This window comes from Williamsia soli, assembly GCF_017377795.1.
Classification (GTDB): domain Bacteria; phylum Actinomycetota; class Actinomycetes; order Mycobacteriales; family Mycobacteriaceae; genus Williamsia; species Williamsia soli.
Genome location: NZ_JAFRDR010000003.1, coordinates 714,689 through 734,709, shown reverse-complemented (window position 1 = coordinate 734,709; position 20,021 = coordinate 714,689). Strand labels below are relative to the sequence as shown.

General features: G+C 65.0%; 16 protein-coding genes. 7 read left to right on the top strand and 9 right to left on the bottom strand.

The window, feature by feature from the left end; genetic code table 11:
- Positions 1–112: 112 nt before the first annotated feature.
- Positions 113–922 carry a hypothetical protein gene (locus tag J3S28_RS11880; RefSeq protein ID WP_207840713.1) on the top strand — a complete coding sequence of 270 codons (810 nt, stop codon included), beginning with the start codon at positions 113–115 and terminating at the stop codon, positions 920–922.
- Positions 923–979: 57 nt separating this feature from the next.
- Here the strand turns inward: J3S28_RS11880 and J3S28_RS11875 are convergent, their stop codons facing one another.
- The gene (locus J3S28_RS11875; protein ID WP_207840711.1) at positions 980–2,158 is read right to left on the bottom strand and encodes a hypothetical protein; all 1,179 of its coding nucleotides are present in this window, start codon (positions 2,156–2,158) and stop codon (positions 980–982) included.
- Positions 2,159–2,315: 157 nt separating this feature from the next.
- On the opposite strand from J3S28_RS11875, the gene J3S28_RS11870 reads away from it, so the two are divergent.
- The 3 genes from J3S28_RS11870 (at position 2,316) to J3S28_RS11860 (ending at position 4,887) form a co-directional block, all read left to right on the top strand.
- Positions 2,316–2,471 carry a hypothetical protein gene (locus J3S28_RS11870; protein WP_207840709.1) on the top strand — a complete coding sequence of 52 codons (156 nt, stop codon included), beginning with the start codon at positions 2,316–2,318 and terminating at the stop codon, positions 2,469–2,471.
- 184 nt (positions 2,472–2,655) lie between these two features.
- Positions 2,656–3,558, top strand: a complete 903-nt coding sequence (locus tag J3S28_RS11865; RefSeq protein WP_207840707.1) for a diguanylate cyclase domain-containing protein — start codon at positions 2,656–2,658, stop codon at positions 3,556–3,558.
- A gap of 321 nt (positions 3,559–3,879) precedes the next feature.
- Entirely contained in the window at positions 3,880–4,887 is a 1,008-nt protein-coding gene (locus tag J3S28_RS11860) for a GGDEF domain-containing protein (protein WP_207840705.1), read from the top strand.
- 28 nt (positions 4,888–4,915) lie between these two features.
- Here J3S28_RS11860 and J3S28_RS11855 read toward each other — a convergent pair whose 3' ends face one another.
- The 3 genes from J3S28_RS11855 to J3S28_RS11845 form a co-directional block, all read right to left on the bottom strand.
- On the bottom strand, positions 4,916–6,322 hold the full coding sequence (locus J3S28_RS11855; protein WP_237341368.1) for a sugar transferase: 1,407 nt from the start codon (positions 6,320–6,322) through the stop codon (positions 4,916–4,918).
- A 147-nt stretch (positions 6,323–6,469) separates the two neighbouring features.
- Entirely contained in the window at positions 6,470–7,645 is a 1,176-nt protein-coding gene (locus J3S28_RS11850; RefSeq protein WP_207840703.1) for a polysaccharide biosynthesis protein, read from the bottom strand.
- 58 nt (positions 7,646–7,703) lie between these two features.
- The gene (locus J3S28_RS11845; protein ID WP_207840701.1) at positions 7,704–8,636 is read right to left on the bottom strand and encodes a glycosyltransferase family 2 protein; all 933 of its coding nucleotides are present in this window, start codon (positions 8,634–8,636) and stop codon (positions 7,704–7,706) included.
- 267 nt (positions 8,637–8,903) lie between these two features.
- Here J3S28_RS11845 and J3S28_RS11840 point away from each other — a divergent pair, with 267 nt between their 5' ends.
- Complete coding sequence (locus tag J3S28_RS11840) at positions 8,904–10,274, top strand: O-antigen polymerase (RefSeq protein ID WP_207840699.1); 1,371 nt, start codon at positions 8,904–8,906, stop codon at positions 10,272–10,274.
- Positions 10,267–11,778, top strand: coding sequence for a tyrosine-protein kinase domain-containing protein (locus J3S28_RS11835; protein ID WP_207840697.1), 1,512 nt, complete (start codon positions 10,267–10,269; stop codon positions 11,776–11,778). Before J3S28_RS11840 ends, J3S28_RS11835 begins: the two co-directional genes overlap by 8 nt.
- Before the next feature lie 26 nt (positions 11,779–11,804).
- Here the strand turns inward: J3S28_RS11835 and J3S28_RS11830 are convergent, their stop codons facing one another.
- From J3S28_RS11830 to J3S28_RS11820, 3 genes are all read right to left on the bottom strand, one after another.
- Entirely contained in the window at positions 11,805–13,388 is a 1,584-nt protein-coding gene (locus J3S28_RS11830) for a glycosyl hydrolase family 28-related protein (RefSeq protein WP_207840695.1), read from the bottom strand.
- A 215-nt stretch (positions 13,389–13,603) separates the two neighbouring features.
- On the bottom strand, positions 13,604–15,178 hold the full coding sequence (locus J3S28_RS11825; protein ID WP_207840693.1) for a glycosyl hydrolase family 28-related protein: 1,575 nt from the start codon (positions 15,176–15,178) through the stop codon (positions 13,604–13,606).
- A gap of 20 nt (positions 15,179–15,198) precedes the next feature.
- Positions 15,199–16,365, bottom strand: a complete 1,167-nt coding sequence (locus J3S28_RS11820) for a glycosyltransferase family 4 protein (protein ID WP_307797047.1) — start codon at positions 16,363–16,365, stop codon at positions 15,199–15,201.
- Positions 16,366–16,543: 178 nt separating this feature from the next.
- Between J3S28_RS11820 and J3S28_RS11815 the strand changes: the two genes are divergently transcribed.
- Positions 16,544–17,653 carry a glycosyltransferase gene (locus tag J3S28_RS11815; RefSeq protein WP_207840689.1) on the top strand — a complete coding sequence of 370 codons (1,110 nt, stop codon included), beginning with the start codon at positions 16,544–16,546 and terminating at the stop codon, positions 17,651–17,653.
- Between the two features lie 7 nt (positions 17,654–17,660).
- On the opposite strand, the gene J3S28_RS11810 is transcribed toward J3S28_RS11815, so the two are convergent.
- Positions 17,661–18,989, bottom strand: coding sequence for a glutamate-1-semialdehyde 2,1-aminomutase (locus J3S28_RS11810; protein WP_207840688.1), 1,329 nt, complete (start codon positions 18,987–18,989; stop codon positions 17,661–17,663).
- Positions 18,990–18,992: 3 nt separating this feature from the next.
- Positions 18,993–20,021: an NAD-dependent epimerase/dehydratase family protein gene (locus J3S28_RS11805; protein WP_207840686.1), complete on the bottom strand. Its 1,029-nt coding sequence runs from the start codon at positions 20,019–20,021 to the stop codon at positions 18,993–18,995.

Here is a 20,021-nt window from a genome sequence, read left to right as displayed (position 1 = left end):
CCAGATTCAGCCCCGTGTGGGTGCGCCGAGGGCATATCGCCCTCGGTGACGTCGTACGGGGCCGAATGTGGTGGGACAGGTGCCGTGATGGCCTCTGCTGCGTCAGATTCCCATGGATGTCGGGGTGTACAGCCGGGCCGAGCTTCGGGAGCGCGGCCTGGACGGGTGGCAACTGCGTAAGCAGTTGGCAGGCGGGCTGCTGGTCAGCGTGCGGAACGGGTGGTATGCGTTACCGACTGCGGATTCTCTTGTCGTGGAGGCGGTTCAGCTCGGGGGAGCGTTGAGCTGCGTATCCGCGTTGCGCAAGCATGGGCTCTGGGTCCCGGTTGGCTACGAGCGCGTGCACGTGCGGACCACCAGACACGGCAAGCAACATCGGAGCCGCTCGTGCCAGGGTCCGGGCCGTCCTGTTCCGGTGAGCACCGCCCTCGACCCGATCCCGATCGCACTCGGGTGCGCGTTCCGCTGCATGTCGGCCGAGGATTGGATCGCGGTGTGCGACTCGGTCATGAACACTCTCGGGCTGTCGGTCCCGGCGCTCCAGTCCGAGATGGGCAGGGTCTCGCAGAAGATGTTCGACCTGATGGGCAAGTGCGACCCCAACTCCCAGTCGGGGACCGAATCGCTTGCGCGGCTGCGACTGCGGGCAGCAGGTTTCACTGTTCACGTTCAACCATCGATCCACAGGGTCGGTTACGTGGATCTGCGGATCGGCCGTCTTTGGATCGAGTGCGACAGCATCAGTCACCACACGAGTCTGGAGAACTACCGCAACGACCGCCGCAGAGATCGCAACGCCCTGGTGGGCAGGTGGTTGACCATGCGGCTCACCTACGACGATGTTGTCTACGGCTGGGATGAGGTGATGGCCGACATCCGAGCCATCACATCCTCCGATCGCCACCGAATTCGGTCCGGATAGGGGTGGCCGAGGGAAGATAGCCCTCGGCGGTCGCTTACGGGACTGAATGTGGTGGAGCTACCGGGACGGTTCCTCTGACGGCGAGGGCGGTGGGGTGGTCGACGTCGACCTGGTCACCGACGGCCGGGACGGCGGTGTGTAGGTCCACGGCGTGGTGGTCGGAGTCGACGATGTCGTGCGACCGGGCACCCGAATCGGCACCGGACGGTCCGAGGTCGTCTCGGGGGTGACGTCCACCGTCACCGCGGTGGTGGTCGTCGGCTCGACGGTAGTCGTCGTCGACGGCCCCCGGCTGGGCGACGTGATCCGCGGTGATGTTGCGCTGGGCGTCTTCGTGGAGGTCGCCGTGGTTGAACTGACGGAGAAAGGTGCAACCACATCGGCGTTCCGCGGGCTCTCGGAGTCGCCGTTCTTGATCAGGTACGCCGAACCCCCGATCAACGCGGCAGAGACGGCCAGACCGGCCGCGCCGGCGAGCAGCATGCCCTTCCGCTTACCCGGGCCGGCCGCCGCGGCCATAGGCGCAGGTTCGTTCGACTTCGTGAGCGCAGCTGCGCCATGGGCGACAGCGAACTCACCGTGGTCAAGGGGCTGAACTCCCAGGCCGGTGGCTGCGCCCAGCGTGCTCGCGAGGTGGGGGATATCCGATCCCGCGCCGGCCGAGGCGATCATCTCGACGTCACGGCCGCGGCCGGGCATCTTCGACATCGAGTCGGCGACAGCGTTGGCGCCGGCCATCTCCTGCACCGGGGGTGTCCCCGCCGGCAGCGTCGCGGTGTCGACGACGGATTCGGTCAGCGGGTCGACGAGCACCATCGGCTGCACTGCTGCGGTGTGGCCGGCGCCGTCGACGTTGACCACCAGGATCTTGCCCATTCCGGCGAATTGGCGGGCGGCCACCACGGCCACGGCGGTGGCGATCGAGGTGATGCTGGCGGCCAAGAGCCACGCCGGGATGGCGTCGTCGTCGTCTTCTTCGTCGGTCTGCGGGGCGGGGGAGCTTCGTCGTGCTTGATTCAGCAGGATCTGGGTGGAAGGGTCGGCGCACGCGATCCCCACCGAGGTGATCGTCTCGGGGGCCGACCGGATCAGTCGGTCGATGGTGGCGATCAGATCGGACTGCGGCGAGATGGGCATGCGGTTCTGGGCCAGCAGCTCGCCACTGGCGCCGTCGATGAGCACCGACAGGATCTCTCCGGCATCGATGGAGATCCCCAGGACGACGTCGTTCCGCATGACTTCCTTCGTTTGAGGTTCGATCGTGAATGTTAACGCTCGGAAGACCCGAAAATCGACGTCGCATGACGAACGATCGACACCGCGGGAGATAAAAGCTCCCTGTGAATCTTGGTCAACCGTGTCCAAAACGGCAATCTGTTGGCACTATGGACTGGTGCTTGCCGTTGTGATAACCATCGCGGTGCTGGTGTGGATCGCCATCTCCGTGGCTGTTGCAATCCTGGTGGGCCGGGCGATACGGCTACGCGACATCAAGGAGGCGCGGCCGGAGTCGCCCGACGGCGACGACATGAGATCCAGGGCTTCCTGAGGGCACTGAAGTCGTGGTTGGCCCTGCTCTTTTGCTGCAACATGCTGCATACTGTGTCGAAAGGTGATCGTGAAACTCACTTTCGATGGTCTAGGGATACCAGGGGTCGGGAATGCTGTCTGAATCCGAGATCGCCGCCAATAATGGGCGGTTGGTTAATCATGCGCGGGGGCGATCAGAGCTCATGGCGTTGGTGGATACGTTGTCGCCTGGAGTGCTGATCCTGTCGCCCCACGGTGACATCGAGGTAGCCAACGACACGGCGCGGGAGCTGCTCGCGATACTCGAGGGCCGCGGTGGTGCCCGGGTGGACATCGCCCGCCCCCAGACGATGTATCTGGCGGATGGCAAGGAAATCACCTTCGAGCAATTGCCCCACAACACCATCGTCAGGGATCGGCGAGCGGTCAGGGATCTGGAGATCCAGATCGATCGACCCGACGGCGAACGAATGTGGTTGTGTTGCAGCGTATCTTTGATGGACGAGTCCGATCCGGAGTCGTCTGTGGTGGTGGCCTTATCCGACATCACCGAGCTGCACAGGCTGCGTGAGCGCGTGCACAAGAGTGACAACTACGACGCCGTCACCGGACTCCCGAACCTGACCTTCGTCCTCGGGCAGATCGGTGACCTGCTCGCCGCCACCCGCAGCGACGACGCCGACGTGTCGACGGTGGTGATGGTCATCAACTTCGACAAGCTCAAAGAGCTGAATGTTTCCCTCGGGCACCTGCGTGGTGACCGGGCGCTGGCGATGACCGCCGAGCGGCTTCGTGCGGCATTGCCGTCGCGGCATCTGGTGGGCCGCGTCGTCGGGGCCGAGTTCGTCGCCGTCCTGACCGGACTCGACGAGGACGGCATCGAGGACATCTCTGATCTGATCCACCTGTTGCTCACCGATCCCACCGACATCGACGGCAACGACCTGCGGATGCGGGCGAGTGTGGGACTCGTTCGGTTGCGACCCAACGACAGCCGCAGCGCCGAAGACATCATCAGCGACGCCGACACCGCGATGTACCACGCGAAGATGAAGGGCGGCGGCCACACCGTCGACTTCGATCGCCTCCGCCTCACCGGCGTCTGAACCGGCTGTTAGCCACGCGCCGCCTGTGGTTTGAAATATTTAATTTGCACAGATGTCAAGCCAGTGAAATGCGTCATAGCACTGGCGATGGCATGAGTTGACGGCAGGCCGCACGACACCAATCTTGGGGGCCTGCTGTGGGGTCGTCACGGGCTGGGCGTCTACTCACACTCGCAAATGATCGTTGCGATCACGGTGCCCCGTTTAACTTTAGTTAGCCGCTCCGAAATCCGTTGTTGCGGGTATCTGAGCAGCCGTACAGGATCGACAGCAGACGATACGCACGTACTCGGCCATGACTACCAAGGGGACTCGCAAGAGATGAAAACTTTTGCGCGACACAACACACCGAATCGCACAGCCCCGACGCCCGGATCCGACGGCCGAGACGCGGGCCTCGATCACGCGTCCGTCATCAGCTCGCTGCTCGAAGCGGTCGTTGTTGTCTCCGCTCGCCAGGGCATCCGCGTCGCCAATCCCGCGGCACGCGAGCTGCTCGAATTGGATGCACGTCACCTCGGCCTCGGCGGCGGTTTGGCCGGCGTGCTGAGCTTCACCGACGCGGAGGGCTCACCCCTCACTCCGGGCTCGTACCCGGATCGGATGGTGATCCGGACCGGACGGCCCGTCAGCGGAATGATCGTCGGCTACGTGCTGCCCAGCGGGCGACGTGTGCATCTGAAGTGCAACGCAGTGCTCGTCGACGGGAGCGCCGACGACGATCCGACCATCGCGGTGTCGATCCGGGACATCACCGAAAAGCAGGCGTCATGGCGACGGTTGGCCTACGCCGCCCAGCACGACCACATGACCGGACTCCTGAATCGGCCCGCCGCGCTCGCGCGGCTGCAGACGACACTGACCGAGCGACTGCAAGGCGATGGACAGCCACGATCTCTCGCGGTCATGTTCGTCGACCTCGACCACATGAAACGGGTCAACGACACGTTCGGCCACGCAGGCGGGGACCGGGCGCTGATCGCGGTGGCCCGGCGCCTGCACTCGCTGACCCCTACACAGGGGTTCGTCGGCAGACTCGGAGGCGACGAGTTCATCGCTGTGATCGACAGCGACGATCGGGACGAGGTGGACTGGATCTCACGCATGATCCACCAGAGCCTCGCCGAGCCGGTTGCCATCCGCGGACAGAAGTTTGTGATCAGTGCAAGCGTCGGTGTGGTGTGGGTTCGGGGTCGAGGCGATCAGCCGGCTGCCGACATCATCCGCGACGCCGACGAAGCGATGTACGCGGCGAAGATGGCCGGAGGCGGGCGCACGGTCGACTTCGACTCCATCGGACGCGACGGCCTCCGGTCGATCGGGGCGTAGGGGACGCGTCCGTAGCTGTGCCGGGGCGCTACGAGCCGGTGCCGCGGACGACAGCCCGAATCGTCAGGATGATGATCTTGATGTCGAGCCACACCGACCAGTTCTCGATGTAGAAATTGTCGTAGAGCGCCCGGTCTCGGATGCTGGTGTCGCCGCGCAGGCCGTTGATCGCGGCCCACCCGGTCAGTCCGACATCGACGCGATGCCGATCTCCGTACGACGTCACGGACTCTCGGAACTGTTCGACGAAATGTGGTCGCTCCGGACGCGGTCCGACGAGCGACATGTCGCCGCGCACGACATTCCACAACTGGGGGAGTTCGTCGATGGAAGTCTTGCGGAGAATGCGGCCGACAGTGTTCAACCGCGGCGACGCCGTGCCGGGATTCCAGTCCTTGTCCGAGGCGGACGCAGCCACAGGGTTCATGGAACGGAACTTGTAGAGGGTGAACTCTTTGCTGTGCCGGCCGACCCTGACCTGCCGGAAGATGATGGGTGCACGACGATTGCCGAGGTACACGGCCACTGCGGCTGCGGCCATGAGCGGGGACAACACGACGAGGGCGATCAGAGCTGCTGTGCAGTCGAACACCCGCTTACAGCGCCAGTACCAACTGCGGTACGCGTTGCGGCGCACCTTCATCAGGGGAATGGTGTGCACTCGATCCATGTCTGCGCTGAGATGGGTGAACTCGAACAACCGCGGCACTATGTAGATTTCGCAGTCGAGTTCTCCGCACTCGCGCAGTGGTGAGACCAGTGCGGAGTCGGCGGTATTGGTGAAAGCGACGATGACTGTGCCCACGCGTTCGCGCACCACGAGTTCGCGCAAAGAGATGTCGGCGATGACCGGAATGCGGAGCGAGCGCGTATCGAAGAGCGGGTCCCGATCGATGACGGCGACGGGTTCGAGTCCGAACTCCGGGTGCTCGGCAATCCGTTCGATCAGCTCGGCAGCCACCACCCCACCGCCGATGATGACGGTGCGGCTTCGCGAACTGACGTTGCGTGCCCGCCGCCTCCGCCGGACCCCGTAATAGATGACCCGTAGCGCGAACAATGCGGCGAAGAGCAGCAGTGCCCTGGTGAAGATCTCCAGGGTTGTCGTCTCGACATCGAACAAGACGGTGATCAGGAAGATCGCAATGATGCAGGTGCCGGCCAGTCGAGGTATCTCATCGAGCGCCGACAGGGTGATCTGATTCTGGTAGTGGCCGGCCAATTCGATGAGTAGGACGACCACTACGCCGGCGACGAGGGCCTCGATCATCGAATGCCAGAGGACACTCAGGCCTATGGTAACCAGCAAGAAGTCCAGCGCGGCCAAGATCACGTCGACGCGATAACGGAGAATCGACATTCGCGGTCGCGTGGAGTCGCCCGAAGCGCGGGTTTCCTGCTGTTTGCGTTCGGGGGTGAAGTTGGACAATTTCAACGTTGCTCTCCGGCTGTTCGACCCAAGCGGGCGACTATCTCGCGGTGCATCCGTCGGCTCCCCGTCCACGCAACGTGGATGCTTCCCATTGCGTGATCACTGTACTGATACTTGGTCGAATACCGCCAGCTGAGCCTATATTTCGGGTCATTCTTTTCCAGGTTCCCCTGCTGTGCGATCGCCTCGCACAGTGGTACTTGCCCGGTAGTCGGGAGAGTATTTTCTGGCGGCCAGGTGATAGGGAACGAACATGATGACCTCGGTGACCACAAACGACAAGAACACGGCGACTCCGCTGTCGAACGCGAACAGAAACCCCAGCCCCAACGCGACGTACAACGCGGTATTCGCCGCACGGAGCCAGAACACCTGCCTGGTCTGGCCGACTCGCCGCAAGGCAGCAAAGGGAATCGTCGAGAACAGCATGGTCGCTTTCCACAGGCAGGCTATTGCCAGCCCGGGAAGTAACGTGCTGCTCCATGCGGGGCCGAAAATCATGCTCCATAAACCCAGATACGCCGCAACGAATATCGCGGCCGTTCCGAGGACGAAGATCAGCGCCACGTGAGCGACCTCGCCGCGGTGACCGTGGGCGAGCTGTCGGACGCGGCCGTACGCAAGAATCGGTTCGAGCACGCCCGAGATCGTCGAGATGACCCGGAATCCGACCGAGGCGGCGGGTCCGAGCAGAACGAGGATGAAGGCCTGCAGGGTCGGCTGCACGCTTCCGACCGTTGCGGTCTCGCCGGTGACCCAGGCTGCTCGGCGGAGGTCCGGCGGCATCCCGGTGTCGCGGTGCGCGGGACGCGGCCAGTACCTCACGAGGATCGCGACGACCGCACTCGCCGCAAGGACCCTCACACAGTTGGGGTTGTCGAACACGGCCAGCAGGAGCGCTGCGAGGCAGCCACCGACCAACAGGAAGGCCGCCGCCGACTCGAGTTTCCATCTGCCTCGCACCACCCCGATGGTCCGGGCCATCAGGAGACCGGAGGACAACCCGAGGACGCCGATCAGAATGATCGGAGTCGGCGGAACCGTGGGACTCACGATGAGCAGGACCCCGGACACGACGCTGAGCAGTGCCATCCACCACGGCATGAACAGGTCGTGATCGGCCTCGGGCGTGGCCAGACGAGACTCGACGACAAAGGCCGAAAGAAGCTGGGCGACGTAGGTTCCGACGGTCAGCGAGACCGCGAGCTGGCCCTGTTGTTCGATCGGCGCCACCCGCGCGAACACCGCGATGAATATCGCGGGGAACACGTTGAGCGCGAGACCGGCAACGATTTGCGTCGCTGCCTGCAGATGCTTGGCGGTCACCCGGATCGACCGGAGCCTCCTCAGCACGCGACAGGCTCGAATGTCTGGAGTCTGAACCTCACCGCAGGACAGCTCGATGGTCAGATTTCCGAGTGAACTTGCGGCCGAGAATGCCCTCGCTGCGCCCGATGAGCAGTACGAGACCGTCCCGGAATCGATATTTCTTGGGTTCGCGTAGCGGGAGACTAGCGGCCCCGGCGAGGAAACGGATCTTGTCGCGCGCCGGGTAATCCCAGCGCCGGAACATATAACCGGTGCCGCGCCCGTAATTCCGCAATTTGCGGCGCCGTTCCTCAGGGGTGAGGTGGGTGAAGTCCGTGTGTCCTGTGACCGTGATCTCAGGCACCCAGCGGATCGAGAAGTCGTCCGCCTGAGCGAGCTTCAACACGAGGTCGGTCTCGTCCCCGCTCTGCCACGGGGATTCGGACCCTGAACCGATCGTGGTGTCGAACCCGCCGATCGCCTCATAGTGTCGCCGGCTGATCGCCATCGCCGGCACAACTGCCGACCACGCGTTGCGCCTGTTGAACGGCGTACCCGGGGCAGGCACCTTGTTCCTGTTCCCGTCTGCGTCGACAAGGCGCATCGCGCACAACGTTGCCGGAGACACGCAATGCGGAGCGAGCCGTTCGAGGAGGTCGGGTTCCAGCCTGCAATTGTCGGTGAGCAGATAAATCCAATCGACCTCGTCATCGAGCACCGACACCGCGGTGTTGTGCCCCGCTGTGCTGCCACCATGTTTCACAACTGTCCGAATCGTCAATTTCGGCGAGAACTCGCGCATGACTCTCTCCAGGCCGGACGCGGCATCTTCGTTGTCGTCGTAGGCGATGGAAACCGTGTGAGGTGGGAAAGTCTGAGCGGCAAGATCATCGAGAAGCCGGCAGATGTGATCCCACCGTCCGACCGTGGTGATCGCCATGCCGAACGAGGGGCGGGAGTCGGCGGTGTCACGGTTTTGCGGCATGGATGAGCGCGAGTTGTCAGTCATGTTGTTTAGATGTGTCGCGGCGAATCGACGTTCCGTTACCGACCGTTCTTCTCAGCTGCTGGGAACAGAGTGCCGATTCGCACAGAGCGCAGAATCGCTGATCGGTGCCGTAGGATACGCTTCACCTGCGTCAGTGTAAGCGACGATGTGGCGCTTTGCTCGCGGGAATCGAGCCATCTTTGAGCGACAACTGGAGGGTCTGGCGATGATGGACGCAACTCGCGCTCTCGTTGCTCTGGACCTTGTGCGGCACAGAATGTTCTCGTCTTGACCCAGGCGCAAAGCCTGCTGTCCGAGAGCGGCTCCGATACTCCGCCCAGGCGCAGCGCCGTCGCACGATTGCTCACTCCGGCCGTATTGATCCTCGTTCCGGTTGCCGCCTCTTTCATCTCGTGGATGTCGTTGATCGGGTGGTGTTCCGCGGGCGGGTGTCCTGCCGGATCGGTGATGCAACTCCGTGGATTCCTGCAACCGGCATCGATCACCGTTCCCGGGGTGACGATGCTCTTCGTCTGGTACGGAGCAGTGGTCGTGCTCGCGACGATCGGCTGGCGGCTGGGGTCGGGAACCGCACCGGACCCGGAGCTGAACGAGCGGTCCAGCACCGCGACCTTCGAGCGTCGCTACTTCTTCACGATCCTGGCTGCTGCGACGATCGGGGTCGGCTTCTCGTTCTACACGATTGCCGGTGCGACCTCGATCATCGGCTCATTGACCTCGCAGACGGGCAATTCGTTCACCGAGGCTCTCCCGGACTCGGCCGGGATACCCACTCTCCGGTACGCGACCATCCTCGCCGCACCGATTGCCGTCTACCTGTGGCGCAAAAAGGTGATCGGCATCGTCTGGATGCTGATCGCGGTGGCTCTCCTGCTGCTCAATTCCCTGATCGCATCGCGCCTCTCGCTGCTGATGGCGATCGTCGTCTATGTCTTCATCTGGGCAGTCGCCCACCGCCGTAGGAGACCAGGTGGTCAGAGATCTGTCCGGCCGTGGCACCTCGTCGTTGCCGTCCTGATCCTGTTCTCGCTCCTGACGGCTTTGAATTTCGTCCGGAATGGAAACTATTACCGCGATGCGGGAGTCACCAATCCCGTGGCCATGAATCTGTATCAGTCAGGCGCATATCTGGCGGTGCCGGCGCAGGTGTCGCTCGGCGTCTCGGACGCCATCATGCGGGGTAGCTTCGAGAGGCCCGGGGGACCGGTGGAGTCGATCTACGCCGCGCTCCCCAGCTTTGTCGTTCCGGCAGAGGTCAACCGTTCCAAGGAATCGGTGAGCGCAGACGCATACGAATTCACCGTGTCGTCCGCGTCCAACTTCACCACCAACTCCGAGTTCGCCGACACCTATTCTGAGTTCGGTGCCTGGGGCTGGTTGTACACACTGCTTCTCTTCCCTTTGGCCGGGTACATCTTCGGCCGTTTCATGACTTATGGGCCGGTACTCGCGGGCTCCGCGGGAGTGATCGGTTACTGCTTCGCCGAGGTGTGGCGAATCCAATTGTTGACCCAAGGAATTGTCGTATTCCTCGTACTTCTCACGCTCGTCGGCGCGTTCTTCGCCAGTGCGAGCACGAAGGCGGGGAGGGCGCGGGGACTCCGCGCCTCGAGAGGGGAACTGAAGTCCGGTGAGTAACAATCAACGTGGAATCGCCTATCGACCCGACAACGTCGGAAGTGATTGGCTTCGTTCGACGATCGGCGCGCTGCGGAGCAGCTGGATCGTCGTGCTCGTGTGCGTGGTGGTCGGTGGCGCACTCGGCCTCATCCTGACCACACAGCAGGCACCGGCCTACGAGTCGACCGCTACGATCTACCAGACGCCGCGGACCAGCGACAGCGAGAGCACCAGTCGGCAGCGGACCGAGGCCTTCACCGAATTGTTGACGTCGGACCGACTCATCGCGACCGCGCTGGCCGACAGCGGGATTCAGATGTCGGTGTCGCAGGTGCGGGATGCAACGACTGCAGGTGCGAACGAGGGCAGCGCGATCTTGACGGTCACCGTGCGGACCGATGACGCCGACGAGTCGGCTGCCCTCGCCAACGCGCTCGCGGCGGCTCTCCCACCGACTGTCGCCGCCCTCGACGGCGAGCAGGCGAACGGTGCGCCAGGTGACGACGCGGCGGCCCCGACGCGACTGTCACTGGTGACCCCGGCGACACCCGACACCTCGGGGGTCGGCCGCAACTACGGGCGCAACATCGCGCTCGGGATCGCCGCCGGACTGTTGGTCGGCTTGTTGTACAGCTACCTGCGGGCCCAGCTCAGCCGCCGCGTCCAGGGCGACACCGCGCTCGGTACGTTCCTGTCGGGGCCGGTGGTGGCCAGCATTCCGGCAGACAAATCGCTCTCCTCATCCGGCCTCGTCGACTTCCGCGGTTCGGGCGGCGCTGCCGAGGCCTTCCGCCGACTGCGAACCACGATCACGGGTGAGCAACCGGACAACCACGGCTTCCGGACAATCGTCGTGACGAGTGCGACCGATGGCGATGGAAAGACGACAACTGCTGTCAATCTTGCGGTGGCACTTGCCGAAGCGGGCTCGGACGTCGTATTCGTAGACGCCGCTCTGGTAGCCGGGGAGGAGGGTGCTCACCACGCAGGTGGTGGCACCGCCGACGGGTTGTCCGACTATCTGCGCACCCAGCGCGACATCGGCGAGTTCCCGAGCGCGAGTTGGCAGCCGCGTCTGTGGGTCGTCTCGGGTGGCTCGTCCGCGGACAGTCCCTCCGAGTTGCTGGCCACAGGACGGATGAGGGCAGGGCTCGCGGACCTGGCGACGCGCGCCGACTATGTCATCGTCGACTCGACGTCGCTCGGTACCTCTTCTGACGCGATCGTGCTGGCGCGCGCAGCCGATGGCGTGCTGGTCGTCGCGCGGTCCAATCGCACCCGGTACAACGACTTGAGTGATGCCCTCGAACGGTTGTCGCTCGCCGATGTCCCGGTGGTCGGCGTAGTCCTCAACGGATACCCCCGAGCAACGTCGAGGTCGGGCCGCGGTCGCACCGCGGGCCTTTCCGTGGACCGTCTTCTCTCCACGTTGCCGCGTGCGAATGGCAGTGCGGGGGGCACGTTCCTATCCACCGGCGGAGAAGGTCGCCGACGGGCGGTGCCGCCGACGACAGAGAGGTGACGTTCCCTGTCTCGCACCCGCTTTCGCTAGCACCGGACCTCTCGTGGTCTGGTGAGCGTGGTGGGCACGACGCGGAGCGTGGTGATCTTCACCGGAGGGTTGGTCGGGGAGCAGCCGGAGTTGGCGCGTCCGACGATCACGACGGGCGTCCACCCGACATTGGCTGCGGTCCACGTGACATCAACTGTTCTGACCGTCCCGTCGGAGCCCTGGAATTGGACCGCCGGCCCGGCCGAAGCGTTGGCCGGGGCAGTCACGATCACGCGGATCAGAGTGGCTGTGATGAGACTCGAGTTGTCCCCGGAGAAGGCGACGACCGGAGCGTCACTGTTGATCGTGATGTTTCCCAAGATCACACCACGGGTTGTTGCCAGACCGAATATCCCCGTTCCGGAGGCGATCTGAGACGCAGTGGCCGTGCAGTCCCGGATTGTTATCCCGCTGGCAGCGGCGCCCAATGACTCGAGGATCACCGACCAGCGAGGACACGAGCGGATCGTCAGTCCGGAGACATCGATGCCGAAGCGGCTGAACATGTCTCCCGTCGACCCGTTCGGACGCGCGAGAACCTGCAGTCCGGTCTGACAGTTCTCGATGGTGACGCGGTCGAGGCGGATTGCGCGGGACGCGGCATATTGCCAGCCCGCGTCTGCGCCGGGCGACGCGGAGTCGAACACCACGCCGGCGGCGGATTGTGCTCCCCGGATCGTCAGGTCCGTCAGGGTGGCCCCGTTTGCCCCGGCGATGCGTACCCCGTTGGCGCGACTGCCGGCGACGGTGACGGCAGAGATCGTGAAGTCGGCATCGGACCAGCTGCCCAGCTGTGCCAGGGAGAACGTCTGCGAAGCGTTGTCGAATCCGTTCGTCGCGGAGTAATAGGTGACCAGCGCCAGTGCGTCGTCGCCGGTATCGGTGGCGATGTAGTCGCTGACCTTCCCACGACGGCACGCATTGAAGTGGAGTCCGTCTGCCATCGTCTTGTTGACGCGGAGGCCGGTGACGGTGGGATTGGATACGCCCATCATGATCACCCCGGCCTGGGGGCTGGACGTGACCGAGCAATTCAGTAGGGACACATACGAGGCCGGCCCCTTCGAACCGGTCCAGCCGGCCGGCACACTGGTGGACGTCGAGGGGTACCCGACCACGCGGATCCCGTCTCCCATCGACCGAAGTGCGGGCTGCGTCTTCCAGCGCACGACGACACCTCGGAGCGTGACTCGCGATGCCGGACCACGGACAACGATGCCATGACTCGTACCGGCCCCATCGGATGCCAGGTTGTCCATCAAGAGTTCGGCACCGGGTTCGAACTCGACGGTGACGTTGGACAGGCCGGCAATGGTCATCGCGGCCCCACCGGCCGGATTTCGTTGTGCAAAACGATATTTCCCGGGAGGGAAACGTAGGGTGTCCCCGGATCGCAACTGGGACACGGCGTTGGTGATGGCTGCGGAGTCGTCGCGGATCCCGTCGCCGACAGCGCCGAAGTCGCGGACGATCCGGGTCGCCCCCGACGCGACGGCCGGGCAGGCGCTGAGAACCCCGGCCGCAGCGACGATTCCGATGAAACCTCGTCGTGACAACCGCGAGATGGACCTTTCGGGCACAATCACTAGCTTTTCAGTGCTGCGCATATTGCCTCGAATAGTTGGTGGAGAGCCAATAGATCGAGCGACGCACGGAAGATGAACGCCACGATCAAAAACGTACGTCTCGAATAGTCGGCAAAACGGTTAGTTACGCAAACGTGTCGCTTATGACTCCGAATCGTTGGCGTCGACGACGTCGAGACATCGGTGCGCCCGACAGGTCGCAGCCGCGGTCAGCAGCCGTCGTCGATGGGTCCGGCAGCGGTGGTCGGCCGGGTGGTCAGGGTGCCGAATTGCACCAGTGAACTGGTCGTTTGTGACCCGTCGGTGCATGTTGCGCCGGTGATCGCAATGGGGCTCCAGCTCGACGGCGCCTGGGGCCATTGCACATTCGCGGTCGATATCGAGCCCGTCGAGTTCTGGAACTGTGCCAGCGGTCCCGCAGCGGTGGGGTCGGGGCCCGCCGAGGTCACCACGATGCCGAGTTCGTCGACCTGCAGTCGTGCCGAGTCGTTGGCAGAGAACGCCACTGCCGGTTCACTGCTCGTGATGGAGATCTTCCCCAACGTCACGCCCTGGGACGTCTGCAGGCCGACGATGCCCGTACGGTCGTCGATTCCGCTCGCCGACACCGTGCAGTCTCGCAATCGAACGCCGCTGACGGGCCTGTCCGAGAGTGATTCGACGAGTACCGACCACCGGGGGCAATCGCGAATCTGCACGCCGGACACATCGACGTCGAAGCGGCTGAATCTGTCGTCGGTCGCACCTGCTGGTCGTGCGAGTACGTGGAATCCGCTGTCGGAGCTGTCGACGGTCAAGCCTTCGATGGAGACCCCGCGAGAAGCGAGATAGTCCCAGTCCGCATCCGAGTCGGCGGCGGCGGAGTCGATGATGACACCGGCCCCGGTGCGCACTCCCCGGACACTCACGTCGGTGAGTGTCGATCGGTTGACGCCTGCGAGACGGACGCCGTTTGCGTTGCCCCCGTTGATCGTGACGTTGCTGATGGTCAGGTCTGCATCGGACCAGTCGCTCAGCTCGGACAGCGAGAAGGTCTCCGCGCTGTTGTCGAAGGTGTCGTCGGACGAGTAGTAGGTCACCAGTGCCAGACCGTCATCTCCGGTGTTCGTCGCCGTGTAGTTGGTGACCTGTCCGCGCCGGCAGGCGTTGAAGTGGAGACCGTCGGCCATGGTGTCGTGCACCTCGAGGTCGGTGACCGTGAGGTCGGACACCCCCATCATGATCACGCCCGCCTGAGGCGATGACTGTATTCTGCAGCCTTGCAGTGTTATCCGGGACGCACGGCCCTCGGAACCGGACCACCCGTCCGGCACGCCGGAAGATTCTGATGGGTAGCCGACCACCCGGATCCCGTCGCCCATGGACCGTTCCGCCGGCTGCGTGGCCCACCGCACGGCGACACCGAGGAGCGAGATACCCGTCGCCGGGCCGCGGACCACGATGCCGTGACTGGTGCCGGCCCCGTCCGATGCCAGATTGTCCATCACGAGTTCGGCGCCGGCGTCGAAATCGATGGTCACGTCAGAGAGTCCGGCAATCGATATCGCAGCGCCGCCCGCCGGATCCAGCCGGCCGAAGCGATACGTGCCCGCCGGGAAGGCGAGCGTGTCCCCGGACTTCAGTTCGGCGACGGCGGCCGTGATGGCAGCGGCATCATCGCTGACCCCGTCTCCCACTGCGCCGTGGTCACGAATGTTGCGCGTCGAGCCGCGAACCGGCGCCCCGGAACATGCGGCAAGAACGGCGACAACGGGTATCGCGCCGAGAAGGCGTCGTCGGGACACCTTGGGCACCTTCCCGTTCGTCACGGGCTCGTGCCGTCGAGCGCGGCGCAGATCGCCGTCGCGGTCTTCGTCGGGTCGATGGCGGCCTGGCGCCGCGTCACATGCGACCACCCGCGATCGCGCAATTCGCCTCGCGCGGAGTCATCGTCGGAGAACTTCCGGAGTAGTTCCGCGAGGGCGCCGGCGTCGTACGGATCGAAGTAGTCCGCGCCATCGCCACACGTCTCCTGCAGCACCGCGATGTTCGACGACAGGACTGCCGTATGTGAGGCCATCGCTTCGACAGGTGGGAGGCCTGCGCCCTCGTAGAGCGAGGGCATGACCAGCAGGTCGGCACGGGCGACCATGGCGCGTAGCTGGTCGAACGGCAGCCTGCCGGGCACCTCGACGCGGTCACCGAGCTCGTCGACGAGTTGGTTGACGCGCTCGTCGAGCGTTCGGAGGGTGTCGCCGCTGCCGGCGATCACCAACGTGTGTGGCACCGAGTCCAAGACCTTGGTGAAGGCGTCGAGGAGAACGAGGAGGTTCTTGTGGCGCTTGATGTTTCCGACGTAGAGAAAGTACCGGGGCGCAAACGGTGACAGCGCAGGGTCCACCGGCGCCAGCCACGCGTCGTCCACAGGGATGGGCGTCACCGAGACGTTGGCCGACGCCGTGAAGTCGGTCAGCGCCCGCGCCGTCGCCTCGGATGGGGTGAAGATCGTCGCGGCCCGCTTTGCCGTGAGGCGGAGCATCACGCGCGCGTAGGTGCGCCGTGCCGTCCCCTGATTGCTGAGCGATTCGTCCTCGATGTGGAGGGTGTCGTGCACAGTCGAGAAGAACTGGACGCCGCGGTGGCGGCGTCGCAGCAGGGCCACCGGGAACGGGTAGTGCGGGACCCACAGTGCCCGTGGTCGGGCCACTGTCAGTGCGTGATCCCACGCCCGCTGCTCACCGGCGGAGTACATCCGGGCGCCGGCAGGATCGGAATGGATCACCCGAGTGGTAGGGCTGACCGCCGGTGCTGTGTCTCGATCGGCGAGGATCGCGAGGGTCATTCCCCGCTCGCTCATCACCTGCTCGAGGTAACGCAGCTGGGTCCTGATGTAGGTGCCGATGCCGCTCTGCCGGATGTGGCGTACATCGAACAACAGGTCGACCGGAGGCCCGGCGTCGTCAGGCGATTCGTGGGGGAGAGGCGCGGACACGTCGTCCATCCTTCCAGTTGGTGCGTATATCGGCTCACGCCTCGTCGTTTGCGCACGTCAGGCGGCGACGGAGCAACCTGCCGATCGCTAACCGGGGTGGTAGGTTCGGCAATGACACACCGCGTACGCAGGTGCGGGGAGGACCAGCAGGGAGAGGGCGAAGCGGCGTGGAGCAAGCATGAGCGAACCGCGGATGGCGATCGTGCACGAGCGGTTCACCGAGGTTGCGGGCTCTGAGCACGTTGTCGAACAGTTCTCGAAGACCTGGCCGCAGGCAACTGTCCACGTCCCTATCGCCCGCCAGTCCGGCACGCCGGCCGGATTGTCGTCGCCGCCGGTGACCACGTGGCTCGACGGTCCCTACCGACTTCTCGGTCACAAGTCGTACGCCCCATTGGCACCGTTGTTGCCGAGGGCATTTCGTGGCATGGATCTCGGCGCGGTGGATGCGGTCGTCGTGAGCCACCACGCATTCGCCACCCAGGTGGCCTTTGCCACCGAGGCCCCCGTGATCGCCTACGTGCACAGCCCGGCGCGCTGGGCCTGGGACGCGACGTTCCGCGCGCAGGAGGCGGGCGGTGCAGCCGGCGCCGCCGTGCTGTCGGGATTGTCGCGGATGGCACGGAGGGGTGAGCTCGCGGCCGTCGATCGCCTCGATCAGATCGTCGCTAACTCCAGCGCCGTCGCGGACCGGATCCAGCAGTGGTGGGGCCGCGAGGCCGTCGTCGTCCATCCTCCGGTGGACACCCACGGCTTCACTCCGGACTTCTCGGTGGAGCGCGAGGACTTCTTCCTGCTCGCCGGACGGATGGTGCCCTACAAGCGGCCAGACCTTGCGGTCAAGGCGGCACGGCGGGCCGGCAAGCGCCTCGTCGTCGTCGGTGATGGCCGGTCGATGGAAGCCTGTCGGGAGATGGCCGCTGACGACACCGTCTTCCTCGGTCGCGTCCCCCACGAGCAGTTACTCGATCTCTATCGGCGGACCACAGCGCTTCTCATGCCCGGCATCGAGGATTTCGGGATCGTCCCCGTCGAGGCGATGGCGACCGGAGCCCCCGTGATCGCCCTCGGTGCGGGCGGTGCACTCGACACCGTGATCCCGGGTTCCACCGGAAAACTGGTCACGCCAGGCACTGATGACGACGTGGTTGCCGGTCTCGCCGAGGCGATGTCGACGTTCGAGACGAGCGAGCACGATTCGCGGGAGATCCGAACGTGGGCCGAAGGGTTCTCGCGTCACAACTTCGGCGAACGGATGGCGAAGGTCGTCGACGACGTCCTCGCGTAGCCCCCGGCTAGGGGAGGCGGCGCGGGTGTGCGTATCGGCGTACGGCAGGTGCGACCGGGCGGCCGCGGAGCAGTCCGTCGGTGGTGCCGGCCTCCAGTGCGCGGGCATAGGGCCCGAGCGCGGCGCGTGTGGCCTCGATGGTGAGTTCGATGTCGGCGTCGGTGTGGGCGGCGGAGGTGACAAAGGACTGGCCGAGCACTCCGCGGTCGAGGAGTTCCTGCATGAACAGGGTTCGGAACGGTTGCGAGGCATTGCCTTCGGGATCGCGGGTCACGAAGATCTCGCAGGATGGTCGGCCGATGACCTCGACAAAACCTTCGACGCCCGCCTCGCGTGCCGCGGCGTTGACGCCGTCGGCGAGCAGGGCGCCGACCCGTTCCATCTGGCCGATCGGATCGCTCTGGCGGTAGGCCGCGACCACCGCTCGAAACGCCGCGAGGGAACCCCGTTCGGGGCCCTGGGTTGTCGACAGCAAGAAGACGCGTTCGTGATCGGTGCGTAGGCCACCGCGTTCCATGAACTCCCGGCGTCCGGCGAGCGCAGCGATCGGAAACCCGTTGCCCAGGCCTTTGCCCCACGTCGACAGGTCAGGGGTGACGCCGTACAGCGACTGTGCGCCGTGTTCGGACCAGCGGAACCCGGTGATCATCTCGTCGAAGATCAGCAGGGCGCCGTACTTGTCGCATGCCGCTCGTACGCCCTCGAGAAATCCCGGTTCGGGTTCGGCGAGAGCGGTGGCGGCCTCGAGGATCACGCAGGCGATCGACCGCCCACTCAGCACCCGATCGAGCGAATCGAGATCGTTGTAGCTGAACTGATGCGACTGTGCCGTCTGCGAATCCGGGATGCCGCCGTTCATCTCGGATGTCCCGATGAACCAGTCATCGACGGAGAAGAAGGGCTGCGTGCACATCGCCACGCCCTCGCGGCCGGTGACCGCTCGGGCCAGCCGGATGGCGGCGGTGGTGACGTCGGAGCCGTTCTTGGCGAACTTGACCATCTCTGCGGTCGGGACCAAGTCGAGGAAGTCTTCGGCCGCAGCCAGTTCCAGCTCGGTGGGACGCGAGAAGTTGACCCCGTCCACGATTGCCGCAGAGACCGCCGCCACCACGGGTTCGTAACCGTGGCCCAGGGTGACCGACCGCAGCCCCATCCCGTATTCGACGAATTGGTTGCCGTCCACGTCCCAGACGTGCGCACCCTTGCCCCGAACCAGGATCGGCGCCATCTCCTCGGGGTACTGGTCCGAACCCCTGGCGTAGGTGTGTGCCCCGCCGGGGACCAGGTCGTGCAGGCGGGCCTGCAGCTCCGTCGAACGGGTGAACGAGCGGCCCACGGCTCAGCTGCCGACCGGGAGGCGGCGCATGGAATCGTCGAGAACGCCTGCCGCCTGGAGCTTCTCGAGATGCGTCAGACGCGTGAACCGGCTGAAGAACTCGTCGCCGGTGATCCCGGCCGCCTGGTACTCGCGGGTCAGCTCGACGGCACCGTCGGCGATGCTCCACTGCGCCTCGTAACCGAGGGCCTTGCGAATCGCGCTGAAATCGACCCGGTACGACCGCGGGTCGGCACCGTTCTCGCCGGTGATCAGCAGCTTGGAGCCGGGTACCGCGTCGACGACCGCCTCCGCGATCTCCGCGACGGTGACGTTGTTGAGTTCCGAGCCGACGTTGAACGCGGCGCAGTGGATGGCCTCTGTCGGCGCCGACAGCGACAGCGAGAACGCGAGCGCGATGTCGCGGGCGTGGACGAGCGGTCGCCACGGGGTGCCGTCGGACAACACCCGCACGTCGCCGGTGTAGACCGCGTGTCCGACGAGGTTGTTGAGGACGATGTCGGCGCGCAGACGAGGGGAAAAGCCGAAAGCGGTTGCGTTGCGCAGAAATACCGGCGAGAACGACGAGTCGGCGAGTTCGGCGACGTCGGCCTCGACGCGCACCTTGCTCTCGGCGTACGGCGTCAGCGGATTGAGCTCGGCGTCTTCGGTGACGAGGCCGTCACCGGCCGCGCCATACACCGAGCAGGTGGACGCGTACAGGTACCGGCTCACGCCGGCCTCCTTGGCGGCCCTCGCCAGCCGCACCGAGGCGTGGTGGTTGATGTCGTGGGTGATCCCGGGTTCGAGGTAGCCCAGCGGGTCGTTGGACAGCGCGGCGAGGTGGATGACGGCGTCGATGCCTGCCAGGTCGTCGGGGGTGACGTCGCGGAGATCTTTGTTGATGGTCACCGGATCGGTGGGCGCCGCGCCCATCACACAGTCGGCGAAGTACCCGGAGTCGAGCCCGGTGACCGAATGTCCTTCTGCGGTGAGGACTTCGGTCATCACGGTGCCCAGGTACCCCTGGTTGCCGGTGATCAGTACACGCAT